The sequence below is a fragment of the Psychrobacillus sp. AK 1817 genome, assembly GCF_008807035.1.
Classification (GTDB): domain Bacteria; phylum Bacillota; class Bacilli; order Bacillales_A; family Planococcaceae; genus Psychrobacillus; species Psychrobacillus faecigallinarum.
This window is the reverse complement of record NZ_CP031739.1, coordinates 3,658,818-3,680,757: the sequence shown is the minus strand read 5'-3', so window position 1 is coordinate 3,680,757 and position 21,940 is coordinate 3,658,818. Positions and strand designations below refer to the sequence as shown.

Annotated in this window: 20 protein-coding genes; 4 read left to right on the top strand and 16 right to left on the bottom strand. The window is 32.0% G+C overall.

Annotated features, from left to right (window positions below):
• Positions 1 to 94 precede the first annotated feature (94 nt).
• The 4 genes from D0S48_RS18375 to D0S48_RS18360 form a co-directional block, all read right to left on the bottom strand.
• A complete protein-coding gene (locus D0S48_RS18375; protein WP_151113239.1) occupies positions 95 to 829 on the bottom strand; it encodes a glucose 1-dehydrogenase in 735 nt (244 codons plus the stop codon).
• Between the two features lie 307 nt (positions 830 to 1,136).
• On the bottom strand, positions 1,137 to 2,240 hold the full coding sequence (locus D0S48_RS18370) for a Ger(x)C family spore germination protein (RefSeq protein WP_151113237.1): 1,104 nt from the start codon (positions 2,238 to 2,240) through the stop codon (positions 1,137 to 1,139).
• The gene (locus D0S48_RS18365) at positions 2,227 to 3,333 is read right to left on the bottom strand and encodes a GerAB/ArcD/ProY family transporter (protein ID WP_151113235.1); all 1,107 of its coding nucleotides are present in this window, start codon (positions 3,331 to 3,333) and stop codon (positions 2,227 to 2,229) included. Before D0S48_RS18365 ends, D0S48_RS18370 begins: the two co-directional genes overlap by 14 nt.
• The gene (locus D0S48_RS18360; protein ID WP_186318195.1) at positions 3,330 to 4,685 is read right to left on the bottom strand and encodes a spore germination protein; all 1,356 of its coding nucleotides are present in this window, start codon (positions 4,683 to 4,685) and stop codon (positions 3,330 to 3,332) included. Before D0S48_RS18360 ends, D0S48_RS18365 begins: the two co-directional genes overlap by 4 nt.
• Before the next feature lie 381 nt (positions 4,686 to 5,066).
• Between D0S48_RS18360 and D0S48_RS18355 the strand changes: the two genes are divergently transcribed.
• Positions 5,067 to 5,453 (top strand): hypothetical protein, encoded by a 387-nt coding sequence (locus D0S48_RS18355; RefSeq protein WP_151113233.1) that lies wholly within the window; start codon positions 5,067 to 5,069, stop codon positions 5,451 to 5,453.
• A gap of 248 nt (positions 5,454 to 5,701) precedes the next feature.
• Here the strand turns inward: D0S48_RS18355 and D0S48_RS18350 are convergent, their stop codons facing one another.
• From D0S48_RS18350 to D0S48_RS18330, 5 genes are read right to left on the bottom strand one after another with little or no spacing between them, the layout of a single operon-like run.
• Positions 5,702 to 6,124 carry a DinB family protein gene (locus D0S48_RS18350; RefSeq protein ID WP_191963833.1) on the bottom strand — a complete coding sequence of 141 codons (423 nt, stop codon included), beginning with the start codon at positions 6,122 to 6,124 and terminating at the stop codon, positions 5,702 to 5,704.
• A 27-nt stretch (positions 6,125 to 6,151) separates the two neighbouring features.
• Positions 6,152 to 6,661: a pyridoxamine 5'-phosphate oxidase family protein gene (locus D0S48_RS18345; protein WP_151113229.1), complete on the bottom strand. Its 510-nt coding sequence runs from the start codon at positions 6,659 to 6,661 to the stop codon at positions 6,152 to 6,154.
• A gap of 33 nt (positions 6,662 to 6,694) precedes the next feature.
• Positions 6,695 to 7,474, bottom strand: a complete 780-nt coding sequence (locus D0S48_RS18340; protein ID WP_151113227.1) for an ABC transporter ATP-binding protein — start codon at positions 7,472 to 7,474, stop codon at positions 6,695 to 6,697.
• 1 nt (position 7,475) lies between these two features.
• Positions 7,476 to 8,465, bottom strand: a complete 990-nt coding sequence (locus D0S48_RS18335) for a FecCD family ABC transporter permease (protein WP_151113225.1) — start codon at positions 8,463 to 8,465, stop codon at positions 7,476 to 7,478.
• A 14-nt stretch (positions 8,466 to 8,479) separates the two neighbouring features.
• On the bottom strand, positions 8,480 to 9,481 hold the full coding sequence (locus tag D0S48_RS18330; protein WP_191963832.1) for an ABC transporter substrate-binding protein: 1,002 nt from the start codon (positions 9,479 to 9,481) through the stop codon (positions 8,480 to 8,482).
• A 363-nt stretch (positions 9,482 to 9,844) separates the two neighbouring features.
• On the opposite strand from D0S48_RS18330, the gene D0S48_RS18325 reads away from it, so the two are divergent.
• Positions 9,845 to 10,231, top strand: a complete 387-nt coding sequence (locus tag D0S48_RS18325; protein WP_151113221.1) for a membrane lipoprotein lipid attachment site-containing protein — start codon at positions 9,845 to 9,847, stop codon at positions 10,229 to 10,231.
• A gap of 544 nt (positions 10,232 to 10,775) precedes the next feature.
• Complete coding sequence (locus tag D0S48_RS18320; protein WP_151113219.1) at positions 10,776 to 11,414, top strand: 2OG-Fe(II) oxygenase; 639 nt, start codon at positions 10,776 to 10,778, stop codon at positions 11,412 to 11,414.
• Positions 11,415 to 11,596: 182 nt separating this feature from the next.
• Here D0S48_RS18320 and D0S48_RS18315 read toward each other — a convergent pair whose 3' ends face one another.
• Together D0S48_RS18315 and lepB are read right to left on the bottom strand one after the other, a co-directional pair.
• The gene (locus D0S48_RS18315) at positions 11,597 to 12,568 is read right to left on the bottom strand and encodes an HNH endonuclease (RefSeq protein ID WP_151113217.1); all 972 of its coding nucleotides are present in this window, start codon (positions 12,566 to 12,568) and stop codon (positions 11,597 to 11,599) included.
• Positions 12,569 to 12,652: 84 nt separating this feature from the next.
• The gene (lepB, locus tag D0S48_RS18310) at positions 12,653 to 13,120 is read right to left on the bottom strand and encodes a signal peptidase I (protein ID WP_151113215.1); all 468 of its coding nucleotides are present in this window, start codon (positions 13,118 to 13,120) and stop codon (positions 12,653 to 12,655) included.
• A gap of 271 nt (positions 13,121 to 13,391) precedes the next feature.
• On the opposite strand from lepB, the gene D0S48_RS20750 reads away from it, so the two are divergent.
• Positions 13,392 to 13,553 carry a hypothetical protein gene (locus tag D0S48_RS20750; protein ID WP_191963831.1) on the top strand — a complete coding sequence of 54 codons (162 nt, stop codon included), beginning with the start codon at positions 13,392 to 13,394 and terminating at the stop codon, positions 13,551 to 13,553.
• Between the two features lie 213 nt (positions 13,554 to 13,766).
• On the opposite strand, the gene D0S48_RS18305 is transcribed toward D0S48_RS20750, so the two are convergent.
• The 5 genes from D0S48_RS18305 to D0S48_RS18290 form a co-directional block, all read right to left on the bottom strand.
• Positions 13,767 to 14,597, bottom strand: coding sequence for a nuclease-related domain-containing protein (locus D0S48_RS18305; RefSeq protein WP_151113213.1), 831 nt, complete (start codon positions 14,595 to 14,597; stop codon positions 13,767 to 13,769).
• A 201-nt stretch (positions 14,598 to 14,798) separates the two neighbouring features.
• Entirely contained in the window at positions 14,799 to 15,866 is a 1,068-nt protein-coding gene (locus tag D0S48_RS18300; RefSeq protein WP_151113211.1) for a hypothetical protein, read from the bottom strand.
• A 125-nt stretch (positions 15,867 to 15,991) separates the two neighbouring features.
• Positions 15,992 to 16,825 carry a hypothetical protein gene (locus D0S48_RS18295; RefSeq protein ID WP_191963830.1) on the bottom strand — a complete coding sequence of 278 codons (834 nt, stop codon included), beginning with the start codon at positions 16,823 to 16,825 and terminating at the stop codon, positions 15,992 to 15,994.
• Positions 16,818 to 16,994 carry a hypothetical protein gene (locus D0S48_RS20745; RefSeq protein WP_191963829.1) on the bottom strand — a complete coding sequence of 59 codons (177 nt, stop codon included), beginning with the start codon at positions 16,992 to 16,994 and terminating at the stop codon, positions 16,818 to 16,820. The genes D0S48_RS18295 and D0S48_RS20745 overlap by 8 nt, the downstream gene beginning before the upstream one ends.
• An 864-nt stretch (positions 16,995 to 17,858) precedes the next feature.
• Positions 17,859 to 21,776: a P-loop NTPase gene (locus D0S48_RS18290; protein ID WP_151113207.1), complete on the bottom strand. Its 3,918-nt coding sequence runs from the start codon at positions 21,774 to 21,776 to the stop codon at positions 17,859 to 17,861.
• Positions 21,777 to 21,940 lie beyond the last annotated feature (164 nt).

Here is a 21,940-nt window from a genome sequence, read left to right as displayed (position 1 = left end):
GCGGAACACATATAACAAAAAAACTCCTCAGCAGATTCAAACCTGCTGAGGAGCTCTCTATAATAATGGAAGCATTATTTTCTTCCAAAATTTATTATTGTGCAGTTAATCCACCATCGATAACGAATTCAGATCCAGTGGAGTAGCTTGATTCGTCAGATGCTAGGTAAAGAACAAGGCTAGAAACTTCTTCAGATTGAGCTACACGTTTAAGTGGGATATGCTTAGCGAACTCTTTAATCATTTCTACCGCGTCTCCTTGAGTAACCATTGGTGTTTCAATAACACCTGGGTGTACTGAGTTTACACGAATGCCAAAGTGAGCTAATTGAAGAGCTGCTGCCTTAGTCATACCACGAACAGCAAATTTCGTATCTGTATATCCGACTGCTCCACCAACTAAACCGTTCATAGAAGAGATATTGACGATAGAACCGCCACCTGCTTTTTGCATAGAAGGAACAACTGCTTTTGTTCCAAGGAATACAGAAACTTGGTTGATGTCCACAATTTTGCGGTAGTCAGCTTCAGTCATTTCCATTAAAGGCTTGCTCATGCTGATACCAGCGTTGTTCACTAAGATGTTGGCTGGACCGAAAGCTTTTTCTGTTTCTTCAATAACAGTTGTCCAGTCTGCTTCTTTTGTTACGTCTTGTTTTACAAACAATACGTTCTCTCCTAGTTCTTTCGCTAGAGATTGTCCGCCTTCCTCGTTCAAATCAGTGAAGACAACCTTCGCACCCTCACTTACGAATTTACGTACATGAGATTCACCCATACCACGTGCTCCACCAGTAATAATAGCAACTTTGTCTGTTAAACGACCCATTCAAATTCCTCCCACTAATATATTTTTTCTTTATTGCAAACGGTTACAATTCCATTATATACCTATTTTATCCTAAATCAAATAGATACAATAGTGTTTAAACATTATGATATGAAGTAATTAATGTTAACCAAAAGTCTAAGCTAAAACACTTAATTTCTCCTATAAAACCGTCCTTAAAACAGTGGTTAAGACTTGCAAATTTGAGTCGATAACGCTACAGGATTTTGACTTTATGAAAGGAAGAAAATAAAACAAATGTAGACTACTCAGCAAAGCTTTCATACTCCCCCTGTAATAAGTTATTCTATTGGATCGTTCCAGTACTTTTTAATGCGATATCTACGTTTACATCAAAAGGTAAGTTTGGGTATGCCTCTTCCCATTTTTTAAACGTACCTTTATCATATAGCTGCATTGTTCGATATCTAAGCCCGAATCCAAAGGGGTCTATCTCTTCCTTTTGAAGCGTGGTGAGTAATTTCTCCAAATTTCCTTTTATCTCTTTGGAAGCTAATTTATTATATTTGTCTAAGTTGTTTAGGGGCAATTGCTTATTTGACTGGCTGATGACTCCTGTCATTTTTACGTCTACCTTGATGGATGTAGGTCGTTCATTATCATTTATTACTTTATATTTCATCTTAACGGTTCCCATATTTAGTACTAGCTTTAAATCATCAGTCACTATTTTAACGCTGTACCCACTTATACTATTTGCCAGTGAATTGTAGTCTCTCGTTAAACTAGAGGATAATTCAAGTGGCTTAATCCTCTCCTTCACTACTACGGATTTATTGACGATTAGCTGAGTACCTGACTCATTTGACTCCACGATTGGTATAATCGGATCAACACCTTCACCATGAAAATCTCTTCTAAATTCATATAAATAAGTTGAGACTATATAGGGACTTTCCGTACCTGTATTCCCAAAAAATTTAGTAAGTGGAGATGCAACTGCAGCCTCCCCCTTTGGTTCAGTTCTAAGTATAGCTTCCGCCGAAGGTTTAGCTACAGCAACCCAAGCGATTGTTTGTATATCCCCTCTTCTAAAAAGATAATCCATAAAATCCTTGAGCTCTTCTTCTAATAGCGCTTCATTTATTAGGATTATTTTTGCATGCCCAAATTCCAAAACCTTATCCGTATGTGTTTCTAATATTCTAACCGCTTCTTCTATATTTTCACCCTCATGCACTAAATACTGATAGCTCGGTTCTTTTTCTTGTTTGATGGATGAAACAGGGATAGCTAGCTTCAATGTAATTTTATATTTACCGCTTTCTTTTTCAGAAGGATCAATTCCAATCGCTGTAACAAATATTCGATTATCAATATCTTTAAATCCACAGCCCGAAAGAAAGCTTGTAATGACTAGTATAATTGTCAGAAATTTAAGATGAGCCATTAGACTTTAACCTCCGTTTTGCAAAAAGTAAACTTACGATTAAAACGATGTAGAATATTGGCAATATATTATAGAAATAAGTAGAAAGTTTAGTTAATTGATATTCACTAATTTGTCTCGTCACAGCTATTCCTATAATCCCGAATAGAAAAACAAATAGATAAGATGTGAGATTTCTTTCTTTCCATTTCAACTTTTTAAACAAAAAGATGCTTTCAAATATTTTCAGTGAAACATGCCAGTGGATCAACAGGCTAATAAAGGCTACTCCCAAAAATAAAATGACAAAAATGAAAATGGCTCGCTCAATTATTCCAAACTTCATGCGTACAGCATCGCTTGTTGTCACCCAAGGAAAAGTAAAATTATCAATTTGTTCAAAGCCATTAAAACCTATAGGTATGAAATATGTTGTAAACAAAGTGAAGATACCTGTCAAACTTAAAATGACTATTTCCTTAAATCCTGCTTTCTTCTTAAACTTAATAAATTTATTGAAGATAATTATGTTAACAGCACCTATAAAAATATACGTAGATGCTGAATAGGCATTATAGCTTGGTAATTCATTGATGTGTGTAATAGCTACCTTTACAAAATCCCAATCTAATCGTGAATCGGTATATACTTTTACTATTAGAAAGAAAATGACAGGTACAAACAAAACTAACACGAGCTCAGTTGTGTAAAGAACACTTTTCTCCTTCATTAACACCCCAAAGGAGATAATCAATATAAATGCCAGAGCTGTTATGGTAACAGAAGTCTCATAAGACAAAAAAGTATTAAACAGCATAACATACGTTGCAATAGTTATAAGACCCGCAGCATACCATGAAATTGCAAAGTAAAATAAAACAGGGTAATAAAACCACTTAGAAGTATACTTCTTTAATATTTCTGGAAAGGTCATATTTGGAAAGTGCCTAAATAAGTTTATAACGGTGATAGTAAGAAATACTCCAACAATGATAGCAATAATCATGGACACTATGGCTCCATTTTTGCTCTCACTCATTAAAATTCTTGGCACAGATGCGATGATGTTAGTAACCATTGTGACAATTATTAAGTAATATAGATACCGGCTCATCCTTTTGATCGCACCCCTATTTCTTTCTTCTCCCCCCACCAATACATTTTTAGATAGGGCTCACCAAAGCTTCTTTTGTTAGCCAAGAACATTACAAGCCCTAGAGATCCTAGTATTAACCCTATCGTTCCAAAAAGCGTTGTATAGATGATTAGCATATATCGACAAATACGGATAGAAAAGCTCATCTCACTAATCGGAATGACAAAGCTTGTAATAGCAACAGCAGACACAATGATAATCATGATATTGGAGGTTAATGCTGCTTCAGTAGCCGCAGTTCCTAAGATCAGTCCTCCAACTGTCGTAGCTGTTGCAGAAATGGCCTTAGGCAATCGTATACTTGCCTCAGTAAGAAACTCCATGAAAATAAGCATGAATAATACCTCGATAAAGGACGGATAAGGCACTCCAAGTCTACTCCCTGCTACAGTAAGCGCCAATTCCGTTCTCATAACATCTGGGGTATAGGACGTCACGGCAACATACAACGCCGGTAAAATGAGACAGATGATCAAACCTATATACCTCAGTATCAATGTAAACGTAGTAATCCAAAAAGTATGATAGTTATCTTCCATCGAGAGCATAAAGTCAAAGAAAACAACGGGAGCTATTAATGCATGAGGACTCCCATTAATCATGACTACAACTTTTCCAGCGGCCAGATTATATGATATTCGATCAGGTCGCTCCGTCAAAATCAGGGTAGGAAAAAGAGTAATTTTAGACCCATTTAAGTGGAGCTGCAAATCTCCAGCAGACTGAATAAGTGTCGCATCTAAATTCTTTAATTTTTCTTTGACATTTTTGAGTACAGACTGTTTTACCGTCTTTTCGTCATAAATAATGGCCACGGGCTGGTGAGCCTTATCCTTCAATTGGTGCATTTCAAACTTTAAGGTAGGCTCATGATAACGCTGCCTAATAATGTTTAAATTCGTCTCAATATCCTCACTTAAAGCTAATTGTGGACCGTAAATAGTAGGCTCCATTAATGTTTGCTGTACTTCATTCGAATTCACTAATTTAATATCTATTAGATAAAACTCATCTTCTATAGCTACTAGGACATGTCCCTTCGTTATTTCAATTTGCAGTTCTTCTCCCGATTTCATCGTAGTTAAGTCCGGCAACGATTCGACATAAGATTGGTAACTCCCAAAGGATTTCATTTCAAAAAAAGGTTTAATAATCGTTCCATGTAGCTTAGCACCATCTACAACTGATTTTAAATAGAACATAAATACTGTATTCCCTTCCATTTGTAAGGGCTTGAAGATTATATCACTAGAAGGGGTAAACTTTTCAGATAGCTCATTCATCAATGTAGGAGGATTCGGTTTCGACATACTATCCAAGCTCATAGCCTCCATATAAGAATATTTTTAATACATTTAGGTTAACCGAAAGTACAAAATTCTAACCAATTAATGGCTTTAATTATGTACATCGTTTGAAAACAGGAAGAACCACATTTCAATTGAAATGTGGTTCTAGTTTTGAGACAGTATATGGTTAATTTAAAGAGACAAGTTAGTCTCCCCTATATCTGTTGTTCTATATTCTACTTCTGTTTATTTACACTCCCAATTTGTAACAATTTATATCTCACCCCGTCTAATCGTGTATCTGTGATGGAGCGTTCCTGAAGACAAACAAAGCAAAAGCTACAGCTTTAATTGTTTAGCTTAAGCTATACGTAATACTCGTTTAAAACTGGAGGTAAACATATGAAAAGCATTTTATTATCTTTTGTATTTACCATCTTTCTTACAGGATGTGGACTTGAAACATTGACAATTGACGATTATTATAAAAAGAATTTAGAGGATGTGTCCGAAATAGAAGTTGTTGATGGTAGTAATGGTAATAGTCGTGCAACCACAAATAAAGAGGAAATACTGTCTTTTATAAAAGAAGTAAAGGATATTACATTTATTCCAGCCGAGGATCAAAGTGAAAGAGATGGATTTCTGTACTCCATTACTTTCTATGAAGGCGACAAAGCAACCATCCAATTCGTTTTAAATGAAATTGGTGATGACTATTATAATACCGAGCCTGACATTGAACCGATTGTAGAGGAATTTTTTAGCGCTATGAGTGAACAAGACTAGTAAATAGTAAGTATTAATTCTGCAATAGATTGATTCGACTCTTGTTCATGCATACATGCGTATATGATAAAATCAGACAGATATAATTGCTTGTAACTTGCCTACCAAGAATCCATCTGCTCCACTACGGTTCACTTCTATTCACAATTAAAGCACGTGAATCTCCAAGCTTTATGTTCAATATATTTAACTAACCAAAAAAAGTATCAAAACAATGTAAAATTGTTTGATACTCTTTTTACTATCTATTAATCTTGGCTAATCCCGTGTTTTTGAATGAATGAAATTTGCCCTGCATAAATCCCCGTATGATACATAAGTCTTCCTACAGCCTCTAAAGGTGTTGATGCTCCAATAGGAGATTCCATACTTTTATGCCACTCATCTTCAGGTAAATCTTTCATCGCTTCTAGGAGATGTTCGTTTGAAGCTGATAGCAGCTTAACTAGCTCTTCTAAATCCGTCAAAGAAGGTTTAGCTATCTCCTCTGGCTTTCTTTTCCCAAAAAACCATTCGGCAAACATATACTCAACTTCTGCCGTATGATGGATTAAAGAACCAAGAGATGATTTTCCTAATTGTAGTGTCATATCTTCTATAGGCAATCCCTCAGCAGTTTTCTGAAAACGTCCTCTAGTACCATTCCATGGTAATATAGTAGTATATGTCATTTCAACTATTCCTCCTTTTCCTTGATTTTAATCTTCAGCATCCTTTTTCTTATCCACAACTACATGCGTAAATACATTTGCATTGATATCTGTGTCGAACGCCATTCCGAAACCAACTACATAACGTCCTTGCAATGGAGTCAGTTCGAAAAGTGAGAAATCTAATCCACGTAATACATCTAACATTTCAGAACCATGAGCTGTGTTAAATAGCTCAAAGATATCTTCATGTCCTTCATTACCTAGGTTGATCGAGGTGCACGTCCAACGCGCTCGCTCTGTGGCGAATTTATTGACCGTTGCAGACTCATCCGCTAGTAAAAATGCATCGACAAACTCATTTTTTTCCATTAAGCCATAGTGCTCTGCTATTTGGCTAATATATATGTATAACTTTCCATCTTTTTTAACGAATGGTGCATAGCTAGTAAAGGGTTTTCCTTCTCCATCTATTAAGCTCAATATCAAATTTTTTCGGCTTTCAACAAACTGTAAATACTTTTCTTTATTTTTCTCTATATCAACAGGTTTTTTCACTTCTATTTCCCCCAATATTTTTTTATATTTTTACTATCTAACCGTGCTTAACAAATGAATGCGTGGCTTATTCTCATTTGTCATATATTGAATTTCAGCATCCATTCGGTAGACTTGCCGAATCATATCCTTCGTCATTACCTCATTTGGCGTACCGCTCATTACTTTTTCACCAGCTTGAACTACAATTATATTATCACTGTAATAAGATGCTTGATTGAGATCATGTAATACCATGACAACTGTCATACCCATATCTTGGTTAAGCTCTCGAACAAGCTCCAGTACTTCATGCTGATGAGAAATATCCAAATAAGTTGTAGGCTCGTCAAGCAACAAAACTTTTGGTCTTTGGGCAAGTGCCATGGCTATCCATGCTCGCTGAGATTCTCCCCCGGATAAAGAAGCAACAGTTCGATCCTTATACATAGTCAGATGTGTCTTTTCGAGTGCCCAATGAACAATTTCCATGTCCTCGTTGTTTAATTTCTCAAACCACCTTTTATGCGGGTACCTACCATACGAAACAAGATCAATCACGGTCATATCGCTTGGTGCTTGATTTTTCTGACTTAACATACACATTTTACGAGCAACTTGTTTTGCGTTCATTGATTTCAAATTAGTCCCATCGAATTCCACTGAACCTTCATGATATGGAATATTACGTGCTATTGCTTTCAGTAGAGTTGACTTTCCCGAACCGTTCGGACCAATTATGGACACTATTTCTCCTTGGTTTACATGAAAAGAGAAGTCACTAACTATATTTTTTTGTTCATACCGAATCGACACGGAATTTACACGAAACATATTAGAATGTCCTCCTCCTCATTAAGTATAAAAAGTATGGTCCGCCTACTACAGCCATTAATATTCCAGCTGGAATTTCCATTGGCGCAAATAAAGTTCTTCCACCTGTATCAGCTACTAACAAAACAAGAGCTCCAAGTGCCATACTCATAGGCAGCATATACTTATAATTAGAGCCTACTAGCAATCTACCCATATGTGGCACGATAAGGCCAACAAAGCCAATCATGCCTATAGCAGCCACTGAAATTGCTGCTAGAAATACCGCTAATAAAGAAAGCACTATGCGGATTCGATGAACATTCTCACCAAGATTTGACGCAACTTGATCACCCAGTCGAATGATATTTGCCTTACGTATAGCAAAGATGGATAGAATCCATCCAACAATTGCATACGGCAAGACCATAAATAAAGCACTATTGCCTTTTGCCGCCAAACTACCGTTCAGCCATTGAACTGCTGAAGGAAGTCTATCACTGTAAATTATGGACAAATAGCCAATAATACCGCCGCATAATGCATTAACTGCAACACCGGACAAAATAATTGTTATTGGCGAAATACCATTTCTTCTCCAAGCTAGAGCATAGACAATCGTTGCAGCAAAAACTCCTCCTACAAAAGCTGCAATTGGGATGAATTGCGTATATTCAGGAGCAGCAAGCATGATAAGAAGGACACAAACTGCTGCCCCACTCGTTACACCTGTTAAACCTGGATCTGCTAATGGATTACCCATAACAGCTTGTAGTAAAGCCCCTGAAATTGCGATATTTGCACCGATAATCAAAGCAAGTACAACTCGAGGTAAACGAATATCCCAAATGATTGTATTATGCACATCAGTAGTCGAAGAACTAAAGATAGTCTTTAAAATGTCTGGAACTGAAATAGTCACACTACCTAATCCGATGGCGATGATGCCAGCAGCAATCATACACAAGAAAGTAATGAATACGATTGTTCCGCTTCTTGTTTTACTAATCACTTGAAAACCCTCTTTTATTTATAAAAATAATTTGCTATTTCAGTCAATGCTTTCTCCGCATTATTAATTGATGTAACTCCAAAAGTTGAGTAGTCTAGAATATGGACGTTATCATTTTTATATGCCGAAAGTTTAGTCCAAGTGCTATTACTCTCTACTTCTTTTTGGAACATATCCTCAGATGCTCCATGATCACTGGAAGCCAATACAAGAATAATATCTGGGTCAGCAACTACAACGTCCTCCATATTAAGAGGTGAATAAGTTTCCGTAGCTTTCAAAGCAGAAGTCGCAATATTATCAGCACCTAGCTTCTTCACTAAACTACCTAAATAAGAACCTTCACTCATAACCATGAATGAATCTGCAGTACCAATCATCAACATAACACTAGGTAATTCTTTTCCTTCTGCTTGTGCAATTAATTCGTTTTCCTTGTTCAATAATGAACTTAAAACTGTATTCATTTCTTCTGTTTTATTGAAATAAGTTCCTAATGTTTTAAAGCTTAATTTTAAGTCATCAAAAGAATCAGTCGGTAAGTAAGCTGTTTCTAAATTCATACCTTCTAGACTTTTGTCTAATGTACTACGAAGTGCTTCCGAGCCAATAAGTAAATCAGGCTCAAGATTTGTTACTACCTCAAGATCCGGAGCCATTGGAGAACCAATTCTCTCAATAGAGTCAAAGTCTGCTGGAATAGGATTAGTAGAAGTAGGCACGCCTACTGGTGTAACTCCAAGTAAATGTAACATCTCTGTTAACGGCACTGATGTTGTTATTACACGTTCTGGAACCTCTGCTGGAAAGTCTTTAAGAGCTTCTTCCATAGTCGCTTGATCAATACCATCGTTATCTAAACTATAAACATCGCTAGTTTCTTCTGTTTTACTAGAGTCCTTCGTTTCAGTATCAGATACTTCTTCTTTCCCCTTAGCATCCTCGTCTGTATTAGCCCCGCAAGCTACCATTAATGTAACTACTGCAATAAATAGTGCTAAATAAAATTTCTTCATCATGCTTCCCCCTGTATCTGTATGTGAATTACTTTATAACCATTAAAAACTATCTAATTGATGATGATTTTCATTCTCTTCACAATGATAATCGTTCTCAACTACAAATGTCAATAAGTATTTAATTCTTTTTCCTTTCCAGTTTTCATACAAAAGAAATATAAGCGATTAAAGAGAAAACTCTTACAGACTGACAACCTTTAATACAACTAGCAGTACTTTGATGGACTTCGAGCGAATTAGTTTTGTTTGATTAGATACTTTTAAGGACTCCAAATAGTTATAAATAAAGTCTGTATTTATATCCACTGCATAATCAAATTGTTGAACTTAGCACTTTAGTTTAAAACTGGAGGTAAACATATGAAACGCATTTTATTAACTATTGTTTTTACAATCTTACTTACAGGATGTGGACTTGAAACATTAACAATTGAAGATTATTATAAAAACGATTTAGAGGATGTGTCCGAAATAGAAGTTTTTGATGGTAGTAATGGTAGTAGTCGAACAACCACAAATAAAAAGGAAATATGGTCTTTTATAAAAGAAGTAAAGCATATTAAATTTATTCCAGACGAGGATCAAAGTGAAAGAGATGGATTTCTGTACTCCATTACTTTCTATGAAGGCGACAAAGCAACCCTCCAGTTCGGTTTAAATCAAATTGGTGATGCCTATTATAATACCGAGCCAGACATTGAACCGATTGTAGAGGAATTTTTTAACTCTATGAGTGAACAAGACTAGTGAATATTATGTATTAATTCAAAACAACGCCCACCTGCATAAAGGTGGGCGTTGTTTAATGCTTACATTATTGCCATTAAATCTGAGTAAAGACAAATAGCTACATGGTCAAACACTCTTGATTAGTAGATAAATAAAATATGGTGCGCCTCAGATGAATACCAACATAGTGAAGTCTTTCCACTCCTGATAAGTTGGCAGGTTTTTACCTCCCCAGTAATTATTGATGAATCAACGCATACGTTGACTAAATATTACTTCTCAATGTTTATATTTAAACCAATGAAGCGAAATTATTTATCATTATTTTCTTCCTCCATTAGCAAACAACAGCTCCGAAAAATTAATTATTTCTAAATTTTCGAAAATTTTAGATTTATAAAAATTATATGATAAAATAAAATGAAATTTATTCCAGAAGAAAGTGTAAAAGCATACTCTGATATGCAAGGTTTTGAAGTAAAAAGAAGACAGTTAACACATTTAAATATTATCCAAAACTTACTCGTGTTGAAAATTTGATAGATTAAAAGGTGGTTTGAAGTTGATAACGGTAAATAAAGAGCAAACTATATTTGATCACGTAGGAAGTAAAATAATTACAGATAGAGAGATTGATATAGTCGCTAGATTAGAAGAACCATTAATAGTGGTTTTAGGAAATGTGTTAAGTAACGAAGAGTGTGATGAACTGATCAGATTGTCTAAGGATAAAATGAAACGTTCTAAAATTGGAACGACACGCGAAGTAAATGAACTGAGAACGAGTAGTAGTTCATTTATTGAAGAAAGTGAAAACGTTATTGTTGCTAGAGTCGAAAAAAGAATCTCCTCTATTATGAATATACCCATTGAACACGGAGAAGGCCTTCAAATTCTTCAGTATACTCCCGGTCAAGAGTACAAAGCCCATTACGATTTCTTTTCATCAACAAGTAAAGTAGCAAATAATAATAGAATTAGTACGCTCGTCATGTACTTAAATGATGTAGAAGAAGGCGGAGAAACTTTTTTCCCTAAACTAAATTTTTCAGTATCGCCTAAAAAAGGGATGGCTGTTTATTTCGAGTATTTCTATAGCGATCAAACTCTAAATGAATTAACTTTACATGGCGGAGCACCAGTGATAACTGGTGAGAAGTGGGTTGCTACGCAGTGGATGAGGAAGCAGAAGATAAGATGAAAAAAAAAAAGAACACACTGTTATTTTTTTGTAAAACAGTATGTTCTTTTCTTTAAGTATAGCTCGCTTGGTGATCAGTCAGGAAAAATTGAGAACATAACCATAAGATAAAACAATTAAGCTAGATTAAAGAAAGTCACTGAAAACTTTTAATTATATATTTTTTACTTGCTAACATTTTACTAAGCCCTCTTTCCCTCTCTTGGTCTCCAATCCCCTAAAAAACCATTTTGAATAGCATAGTCATACATTTGTACAAGCTTCTTTTCGCTATATGTCTCCATTTGGTCATAGGCAAGCCATCTACTGTTTCGTGCCACGAGTTCTCCTAGGTATTCAGTATGTGTTATTCGATTACTTTTGCTCGAGTTACAGGACGAACAAGCGAGCACAAAATTCCATAGCACATCATTTTGCACATAGCTCCATGGTACAAAGTGATCCACATGGGATTTCTTAACTGCATTATTACAATAAAAGCAGCGCTCCTCTCCATACTGTTTAAGCAGCAACTGAAACTCCGATAGTGATTGTCTGGCAGAAACAAGCTCCACCTTCGTCAAAATCTTTTCCATTGCCTCTTTCGTGTTGTACTTCTCTAAAAACAATGCAAGTTGATAATTCGTAACATTCATGAGAATTCGCTTGTATTTTTCAAAGAAAACAATATAGGGTGCTGTAAGCTGAAACCATCCTTCCTTTTTATGAAAAGAATATATAGTCCCGTCATACGATTTGTAAAAGGATCCGTAAACGTACTTTTTAAAAATATCGTTTACATCTTTAATAAGAAGAGCTTTTTGTGGTTCTGCTATTTTGTCAAAATTCCACTCTCTTGGAATCTCATGCTTTCGTTGAAACTCTATAATTACTTGTTCTAAGCTGCTCCGTTTTTCTTTTGAATTCAATTGCCCGAGCTGGTACGTAACCGTTAGATTCCAGTAAATTTTAGTCACATGTCTTGTAACTTGCAAAAACGTTAACCGACCACTTTCACTGATTTCTGGTAAACTCTCTAGTAATGCCTTCATTAAAATATATTTGTAAGTTGTGGTATGATGCGAATGCATTAGGAAATGTTGGGTGTAGCGCCACAAATCACTTTCTGTCAAATAAATATCCTTTGCTTCTGCAACGTTTAACTCCCAGCCCATCTTTCCTCCTTTCTCTACCTTTACTAGGTGATTGCACCTTAATTTGATAGAACTTCGTTAAATTTTAGGTAAATATTTCTTCAATTAATTAATTTCAATAAATTTTCCTAAAATATCCTCCTTAGCTATTGGACCTACAGCTCTACTATCCTTACTTGTTAATGGTCTAGGATTATCTCCAATTATAAAATACTCGTCACTCTTTAATTGAATACCCTCTTCAGGCATGTCCCCATCCCATACATCAACAAAATCATACTCACTTACAAGTGGCTTGTTATCAATATAAATAGTTCCACCACTTATTTGAATGAATTCGTTAGGCAAACCTATCACTCTTTTTATTGGAGTTTTTTCTTCGAGTTTAAAGAGCACGATATCATCACGATTAATATCATTTTCGATATAATAACTTTTATCAATTACTACACTTTGCTCATGCTCTATAGTGGGAGACATTGAAACTCCTTCAAGTACACCAACATATTTATCATCTCTGTCACATCCAGCTAAAATTGCAATAAAAAATAAATAAACAAATAATTTTCTCATTTGATAATCCCCCTAGACTCTCCAGTATCAACTAATTGTTTTTTAGCCTATCATAAAGTTTTCATCACTTTTCAGTTACTTGGAAAACGCCAACCGATTGTTTTAACTGCCCTGCCAAGACATTAATTTCCGATTTTTCTTAAAATATTCAGTTTTCTTACATATACCATTATATTACTATTATACATGTATTATCTATTAAATTGAGAATCTTGATTGGTGTGTGTTGAGGTATGGTGACATTGGCATAAATGGAGTTGATTATAAGCCATTGATTCCGGCCAAAGAGACCATACATAATGAAATAAATAATATCCTTTCTATAGATGAACGAATTTACATAGAGCAATTATTTATGATGTATGGCATGCAAAATCAGTTGTTCTGGGATGAAAAAGAGGATTATTACACCGGTGCGCAAATAAGTTATTAATCTAGCATGGAAAAGGATTAATCATCGTTCCAGCAAAAGTATTACCGAAATTCCATATCTTCCCTTTCTTGGTTTTATGAGACATATGATAATAGTAAAATCTACAGGTTCATATATGATGTATGTTAGTATATTAAAATTGAAATGAAACTCATTAAATGTCTCAAAAAAGGAGCAGCATAATAATGCTACTATTTCACCATTAAAAATTACTTAAATAGCTTTTTGATGCTCAAAGCAATATATATTGCCTTTAAAACGAGTTTTGTTTGATAAACAATATACTTTAACCTTTTCGGAAACCGGATTCCCACATGTTTTACAAGTCGAAAGGTGATTCTCATTCTTAATAGATTCCCTATCCTTTTCTTTCAACGTTTCAACATGCTTATCTCTTATATATAAATCAGTTATATTAGCTCTCTTTATTTTATTGTATAAGTTCTGTAATTCATTCGTAGAATAAATTGGTTCCGGATTTTGAAGCTTAAGTATATTGATCTTCCTCGTAATATACTCCGATAGTTCTATGTCATAAACGATTAAATCATTCGATTGTATTTTTCTTAATTCATCATTTACTTTAAAAGTACATCTTTTAGTAAAAGAGACCATTGAGACAAATTGTGTCTCATCTTCTATCTCGAGAACTCCCTTAATCGCTTGTATATGACCATAATTCTGATTAAATGGATTCATCATCGGAAATTTCCCATTAACACTCCACTTAGTCCTGCTCCTATCCCCATAAATAGTTCCACTATAATTCTTAGTCTCTACAACAAATATTGCATAAGGAGTAAAGATAACATGATCAATTTGTGAATATCCAGACTTAGCTTTATTGTTTTCAATTAATACATCACTTAGATATTTGCTATTCTTAGGAAGTTGGTCAAGTTGTATATTGATTTTATATTCACCAAGCTCACCAATTCTTGAAGGAGTTGGTTTGGACTGTTTCTCTATTCTTTGCTTAACGGTAACAGATACTTTCTCGGTAGACTCTCTTTTAAAAATATTATTAATTATTCTTGAAAACATGTAGACTCTCCCCTTTTCTTATATATCGTTGATTCTTTAATTAATTTAATAATTCGTTTGTAATACAATAAATTCTCCATTATATCCAAATAAGCCATGTATTAATTTAGACAGAAAAAAACCTCCTAATTCATCTTGAAAATTAGAAGGTCTTTGATTAAACTTCATTTAGCAATTGTTCCATATTTAGAATCTCTGTGTTTAGTTAGGTACATATGCTATAAATTCTAAAACTGAATCTGGTGAATCTCCATCAAATTCTAGACTATATAAACCTGAATCTGTCATGACTTCAGCTGTGTATGAATAGCCACCTTCCATCTCATTTTCCCATCCTACAACTTCTACTGTTTGATTAAAGACACTTGTTAATTCATCTACAGTTACTTTATTTTTAGGAGTAATGTAATAAGCATGCATTCCTCCACTCTCTTTATGAGATTCACAAATAAAGAATGTTTCGTAGAAGGAACACATTGCTCCCTCATAATATTCTTCTGTTATTAAATTTTCTGTAATTTTACTTTGTGCAGTATAGTAAAAATCTGTCACATTAATATAATAGTCATTAATTGTCGTCCCTACAAGTTTAGACAATTCCTCATTAATAATAATACCCAACTGTTTACCACTGTTGTCTACTATCTCTCCATTTTTAAATATATAATTTTGAGTAAAACCGTTTTCTGCAGTCACAATGAAACTATTTTCTTCTAAATTAGCACTATATGTTTCTGTTGATTGTAACTCAATTTCCACTAATTCTTCAATGAATTGTGTAGCTTCATTATAATTTAGAATCGATAAACTTTGGCGGATAGTACTTGCTTGAGCTTCTATTATTTCAAAAGCTAGTGCCTCTTTTAAAGTTCCATCTTCATATGGAAGTTTACCGATTGACTTTAAATATATATGTATGTTTGACTCATAATTTTTCGATATATCTTTTATCCATTGATCATTTTCAAATTTATAGATTGTTACATTGCTATTTTTTGTATCATCATTTGTGCCAAGTATCATTTCCGGTACTTTATCTCCTTCAAAATCTACTGATTCAAGAAAACTAATATCTATACCTTTAACACGCTCTTGATAAATATCCGTTTTCTCGAAATCGACTAAATACTCCTGAGCAGTTTTCTTTTCGATAACTTCTGCACTTTCTTCTTTACCTACTTCCTCTTCTGGGTTGTCTTTTGCATTTTCATTAGCGCAACCAACTAAAAGGAAGCTTAGAGCTAATAACGAAAATATTTTTTTAAGCATTACTTCTTTCCTCTCCTTAAACAACTAAATTTACATATTTATACTCCACTCATGTATATCATTTCTTATATTTAATTTGTAAAATGGAATTCTTAGAACCAATTTACAAGTCTTTAGTTTGTTAATTAAATGTTTCGATTAATTATTCCTTCTAAGGATTGCAAATCCGTTTCATATGCCTTGATAGATTTACTAAAATCTCCTCTAATACCATCTTTCTTATATGAATTTTTCAGAAGACTACTAATATGTGAGATAATTCTTGAAGGATGAATATTCATTAAAGCATTATTTAACGCACTTCTTCTTTCTTCATCTGTTTTATTAGTTACTTCATAACCAAATATTCTTAAATCGCTAAAGTCTTTCCAATTTTCTGTATTTCGTTTATTCGAGCTTGAAATTTCATCATTTTTAGGGGTTAGTGGTATCATTTTTGGGACTTCAAACCTAGAATGTTTTTTAGAATGAGATTTCTTTATAGAGATCATTTTATTTCCAGACAATTCATAACCAGAATAGTTAGCCAACATTTCCCATAAAGTCATATTACTTTCTGAAATCATTCTATTTATTAATAACCTACGGGTATACAAATAGTCGAAGTACTTTTTAAGAACCGTATTATGTGCATTATTCCAAATAACAAATAGTAATTTTACAAGCCAGTAATCATTTCTAGTTATAGAACAAGCAGTTATTAATTCCTCTATATACCTATCAAACATTATCTCAAATTCAGTTAAAAATTCATGATTATCTTTATATGATAAAATTTCAAATAAAATCATAAGATGAATTTCTTCTATATTTTTTTGTCCTACTATTTCTTTGACAAACCTATTCAGCGCCAGTTGAAAATCCTCTATTGTTTCTTCACTTAATACCGTAGACTTTATGTTATCTTCTGAGGTGTATTTTTGGCTAATATAGAATGCTAAATCACACCTATTAGTCATAAGGTAAACCTGAATCCTCATTAACATCCGGAATTAATATATTTAGTAAATATTCCAAATCTTTCTTCATTACAGAGCTTTTTAGCATTCTTGTAAGTCTTTTCATCTTACTCACTAGTTCTTCATTTTTCTTTTTTAATTGTTTGTATTCTTCTAATTTAATATTCATAGTCGCAGCACCGTTCTCAGTTATTTTAGATTGAGATACAAGTCATTTACTATTTAAATACTATTAAACAATAACATTACTATTTATATGTTTAATTACAAATAAAACCAATCCTCTATACATATCGGCATTATTAATAATATTTGAATTACCAAAATACAAGCTAATTAAAGGATACATGTTATTTTTTTAGACCAAATACTAAGATTAATATTGAAATACTGGGCATGAGTTTAATTAAGATGTACTTAATATGTTTATCAACTATTTTCAATCATTACTTTTGGACTACCTAGAAAGCAAAAGAAGAGCGATTCTAAAGTTCTTAAGCTATTTGAACATGTAAAGTTTTTGGCTACGTTCGATTGATACTAAATGATATAGACAAAAGAGAAAACCCTTGAATACCAAGGGTTTTGACACTTTATGAAATCATATGAGTTCGTGATAAGGAGACGGCGGGGATTTGAACTAATTGCTTAGAAACAGACCTACCAAAGTTCCCAAGCACTTCTACTTATTATTGACCAGATTTTAGCCAGACGTGTCAACACCGTATTATAAACCTCCATACAGGGAAACTAACTTCTATTAACAATTCAGTTTGGGTTATTAGTTTAGAAAGAGGAACAAAGTATTTAGATTATATTAGATAAAGTAACCTTTCTATAATAAATAATATTGAGAATTAAAGCTGAGCTATACGAAAAGTTTAAAAGGCTTTTTGCATAACTCACTATATTATAATTAGACTGAAGAACCAGTATTAAATAGGATATGCTAAGGTTACTTCCCTACAACCCTTTAATAATTTCTAACTAAAGAATTAAAAATCACCATAATTTAGATGATAAAATATTTTGTCTAGTTGAACTCTTCTATCGTTTCGGAAATTATCTGGTTAACAAAATTATTAATAATAGTGTTATCGATAGTGAGCTTGTTATCCAATACAGATCCTAGAATCTCGGTTATAAAATCTTTATATTCTCTTGAAAAATTTGAATTAAAAAGAGCAGTTTCTATATTATTTTTTATTGCAATTAACTTCGTGTTTAAGAAATACAATTCATTTGAATCGTTGACTTTTATTGTATAAGAACTAATAACACTATAGGTCCAAAGTTGATATAAAATAGAAAGTAAATCATCGTTTATATTATTGTCTCGTTTAATTATATTATTTGAATCTAAATCAAGTAAGTTTAATATTTCAAGATTTATTGGTATTGGTAGAAACGGATTAAATGTCATAGATTTATTTTCAGCAATATCATTTATTTTGTCGATAGCTACCCTAAAACTATTTGGTAAAATTTTATTGTTAGAATCGATAAAAGTAATGTTTATAAATGAAATATCCAAATTCTTAAATTGATTTAGAGAAGTAATTATGTCCAAAAAGTTCATAGAATTAAATTCATTTATATACATACAAATAGGTAGAACATTAAATATATCTTCTTGAAATATATCTTTAGGTGGTAGGACTTTTATTGAGTGGTCCACATTAATAGACTGAATAATCTCATTGATACTATTCATTAATAGATCCTTCTGATTCCTTTTCCATAATTCAATTTCATAGTTACTAAACTTCTTATTAAAATGTCGATTATTTATAAAATAATCAATATAAGTATACATTTTATTTAAAGCGTTTATTTCTAAAGTATATAATTCCTCTAAATCAAAATAAGAGTAAGTATTAGAACATATTAATTTAAACTTTTGATGCATAGTAGAAAGCTGAGTTATAGAATATTTTAGATTAATTAATACTAGTTTGGGGGAAATATCCTTTAAAGTTAAAAGATCGATAAATGCATTTAAAAATATTTGAAAGTCATTATAATAATTTTCACTAATTTTATAATCATTACTTGAATTATTATGCTTTGGATTAGAGTCAGTTGAAGGAAAAATCATCTTTCTTAATGTTTGACTTTCAAATGATTGTTTTAACTTAACAAATTCGTTTATTTCATGCTGACCTAGTTTTTTTCCCTTTATTCTTTTCGAAATAAATGAAATACATATTTCTATTAAATCTAAAATAATTTTTCTTAGTTTAATATAATGTTCTTGCCATTGATATATAGAATCAGCTTTGTATATTCCTTGTAATGTATTTAACCAGATTGAGGTCATATCTGTATTAAATTTTAATATCACGTTTTCGTAAGGTATTTTTTTTGAAGAATCATCGTGATATTCGTACTGGTTTAAAATATCAATTTCTAACTTTATTGTCTCAGTTATATATGTTTCGTAAATAGGTAAAAATCTACAAATCTCTTCTATTCTGTTTACACTGAGATTATTCGAATTATGTTGATCAGAGGGTGATAATAGATATTTTATTATTATATTATTATTTACTTCTTTAAGTTCCAAAGAATCAGTTTGAATTTTTAAATAGGTAAATATTTTATCTTTATTTTTAGAAATAAATTCATTGAATTTTTGTATGGATGTTCTAGAATATAAAAACATTAATTTACTTAAATCATGGAAACTCCAAATATCACGCTGTGTCCAAATTTGTTCAATATCTAAATTACATGTAAGGTTGAAATTTTTATCAATTCTGTATAACCAATATGATAAGTCTGAAAAGCTAGTTTTAATTCTTTTTAGCTGTTTATTATACAAATTTTCGTTTAAGTAATATGAAAAAATATAAGCATCCGTAGATGTAAGCTCAAGTCTAGGTGTTGATTTTAAAGTAGATTCAAATTTTATTACTCCTTCTGAATATTTATCATTCCGCTTGAGAGTATCGAAAAAATCTTCTAATGATTTTCCTATTTTTTTATCAGGAATTGGAAATAGCCCTGTTATAAAAAAGAATAAAACCCCTTTTGCATTTGCTTCATCAAATGCAAATTTATTTTCAATGTAATATTGCAAAGTAGACCCAGAAAATAATCCTTTAATAATATTTGTCATAAATATATATGACTTTAAAGCAGCTTTATTTGCAAGGTTCTCATAAAATTCTTCTTTTAATTCTGATAATAAATAGGATGGAAGATATGAACAGAGTTTAGTTATATAAAAGTCATCTACTATTTGAATAAGACTTAATAAGGTATTACTATATGGAGTATTTTCAAATAGGATATTAACAATATGTTGAGACCTCACTTGATGTAGACCTTCAATATATTCAGTATCATTTTCAAATTTTAAATAATACTCATTTTCTAAGCTTTTAAAAGTGAAATTAATGTCAAGTATTTCGAAAGTATTACATAAAAATTCAGTTAATTTTTCGGTTTTAATTTTAATACCAAAAACGTCTGCTAAAGTTACGATTTTTAGTATTTCAATTTTTAAATAATAATCCGACTTCTTACTTAAATTATTCAATTGATTTTCTAAACGTTCTCTAATCATATGACCTTGAGTAACTAAATAAATATACTCAATAAGCAACCTACTTTTATCAATTTTCTCCCACTCGATTTGCCAATTTTTAGTATTCGGATGAATTTTGCCTATTGATTTTAATTGGTAGTAAATTTCTTTAGCTTCGTAAGGGGTTAATTCCGGCTTAATTAAATTTAATGAACCTATTTGGCTTTGATCTCCCGCATATTGATTCCAATCTTCTTCTCTAACAGTTATAACTATTTTATAATTTATAGAAATATCTTCTTTTAATTTAAACGCTAGCTTATTCCATTCTGCATGATCTTCATTTAAATTATCAATTAATATAAGTACATGTTCTCCAACAGATATACGATTTTTAAAATATTGTACTAGATGCTTTAATTCTTTAGAATCCTTACACCAATCTATTCTATAAACAGTCATATCTTTACTTAAATTAAACATAGCTTGTAACGCTAGAGTAGATTTTCCTTGTCCACTAGAAGATTTAATAACAGTGATAGTATTATTAAGTATTGATTGTCTTACTTGATTTTCAAGTTCCAGTCTTCTAATCGGAATATTTGCTACAATATCATTTACCGTAACTCTTTTTCCTTCAAAGAAATTAGAGGAATAATCTAGAGAGGTGTTCTTAAAGTCGATCTTAGATATCCAATGTACTGCGGGATTTTTTTCTCCAAAATGAATGTCTTCTTTTATATTTTGAATTACCGTATTTAGTAAGCTGTCATTAATTTTTTCACGTTCCTTGGCAGCTTGAAAAATCGTGTAAAATAAGCCGTTAAAAAAAAGGGTTATATTTGATGTATGAATTTCAAAACGCTTAATTATTAATTTTTCAATTTCATTTTCTAAAAACTCTTTATCGACTTTCTCAAACTTTAATTGTTTTATAAATTTATTAAAATCAAATTTATTCCAGTCCCAATTTAAATTTTCAAATTTAATTGTATCAATTATTTTTTTCCAGTATTTAATATTTTCTTTATCAAGATTATTTTGAATTAATTTTTCCAAATTCCCTTTAGCTACATCAAAGTTATAAACTAATTTAAAAAATCTAACTTCATTATCCTTATCTAATAAATAAATTTCTAAGAAATTTTTTAAGATACTCTTCATAAAACTAGCATCTTGTTTATTAGTTGAATATTTTAATTGCGTATGATAAATAGTGCCTTCTTTATTTTCTTCTACAAGATAACTATCAATATCTTCGATGCCTTCAAATCTAACATAATTCTCATTTTTCACATGGAGTAAGGTTAGATATAAGGAATATAATAATTGATAGGAATATCCCATCATTGCTATTTGTCCACCAGTTCTTGAAGACTCAATTCTCTTTATTGAATTTTGAGATTGTTTTTTTTTCATTTTATCTCCTTATATAATACTTCTAGAAACATAGATCCAAAACTATTATCTAAATCCTAAATTTCAGGTATAAACGAATATGTACTAAAATTAAAACTATCTACTTTCTTATACAACGAAACAACCTCCAAAGACGTAATTATGAAATCTTAGTCATTATCAAT

Excerpts from the sequence above, each read along its gene's own strand:
- D0S48_RS18355 (WP_151113233.1), top strand. The coding sequence starts at position 5,067 with ATGAAAAGCATTTTATTATCTTTTGTATTTACCATCTTTCTTACAGGA.
- D0S48_RS18325 (WP_151113221.1), top strand. The coding sequence starts at position 9,845 with ATGAAACGCATTTTATTAACTATTGTTTTTACAATCTTACTTACAGGA.
- D0S48_RS18295 (WP_191963830.1), bottom strand. The coding sequence starts at position 16,825 with ATGACTAATAGGTGTGATTTAGCATTCTATATTAGCCAAAAATACACC.
- D0S48_RS18340 (WP_151113227.1), bottom strand. The coding sequence starts at position 7,474 with ATGTTTCGTGTAAATTCCGTGTCGATTCGGTATGAACAAAAAAATATA.
- D0S48_RS20745 (WP_191963829.1), bottom strand. The coding sequence starts at position 16,994 with ATGAATATTAAATTAGAAGAATACAAACAATTAAAAAAGAAAAATGAA.
- D0S48_RS18365 (WP_151113235.1), bottom strand. The coding sequence starts at position 3,333 with ATGAGCCGGTATCTATATTACTTAATAATTGTCACAATGGTTACTAAC.
- D0S48_RS18360 (WP_186318195.1), bottom strand. The coding sequence starts at position 4,685 with ATGTCGAAACCGAATCCTCCTACATTGATGAATGAGCTATCTGAAAAG.
- D0S48_RS18330 (WP_191963832.1), bottom strand. The coding sequence starts at position 9,481 with ATGAAGAAATTTTATTTAGCACTATTTATTGCAGTAGTTACATTAATG.
- D0S48_RS18350 (WP_191963833.1), bottom strand. The coding sequence starts at position 6,124 with ATGACATATACTACTATATTACCATGGAATGGTACTAGAGGACGTTTT.
- D0S48_RS18375 (WP_151113239.1), bottom strand. The coding sequence starts at position 829 with ATGGGTCGTTTAACAGACAAAGTTGCTATTATTACTGGTGGAGCACGT.
- D0S48_RS18300 (WP_151113211.1), bottom strand. The coding sequence starts at position 15,866 with ATGCTTAAAAAAATATTTTCGTTATTAGCTCTAAGCTTCCTTTTAGTT.
- D0S48_RS18370 (WP_151113237.1), bottom strand. The coding sequence starts at position 2,240 with ATGGCTCATCTTAAATTTCTGACAATTATACTAGTCATTACAAGCTTT.
- D0S48_RS18290 (WP_151113207.1), bottom strand. The coding sequence starts at position 21,776 with ATGAAAAAAAAACAATCTCAAAATTCAATAAAGAGAATTGAGTCTTCA.
- lepB (WP_151113215.1), bottom strand. The coding sequence starts at position 13,120 with ATGAGAAAATTATTTGTTTATTTATTTTTTATTGCAATTTTAGCTGGA.
- D0S48_RS18305 (WP_151113213.1), bottom strand. The coding sequence starts at position 14,597 with ATGTTTTCAAGAATAATTAATAATATTTTTAAAAGAGAGTCTACCGAG.
- D0S48_RS18315 (WP_151113217.1), bottom strand. The coding sequence starts at position 12,568 with ATGGGCTGGGAGTTAAACGTTGCAGAAGCAAAGGATATTTATTTGACA.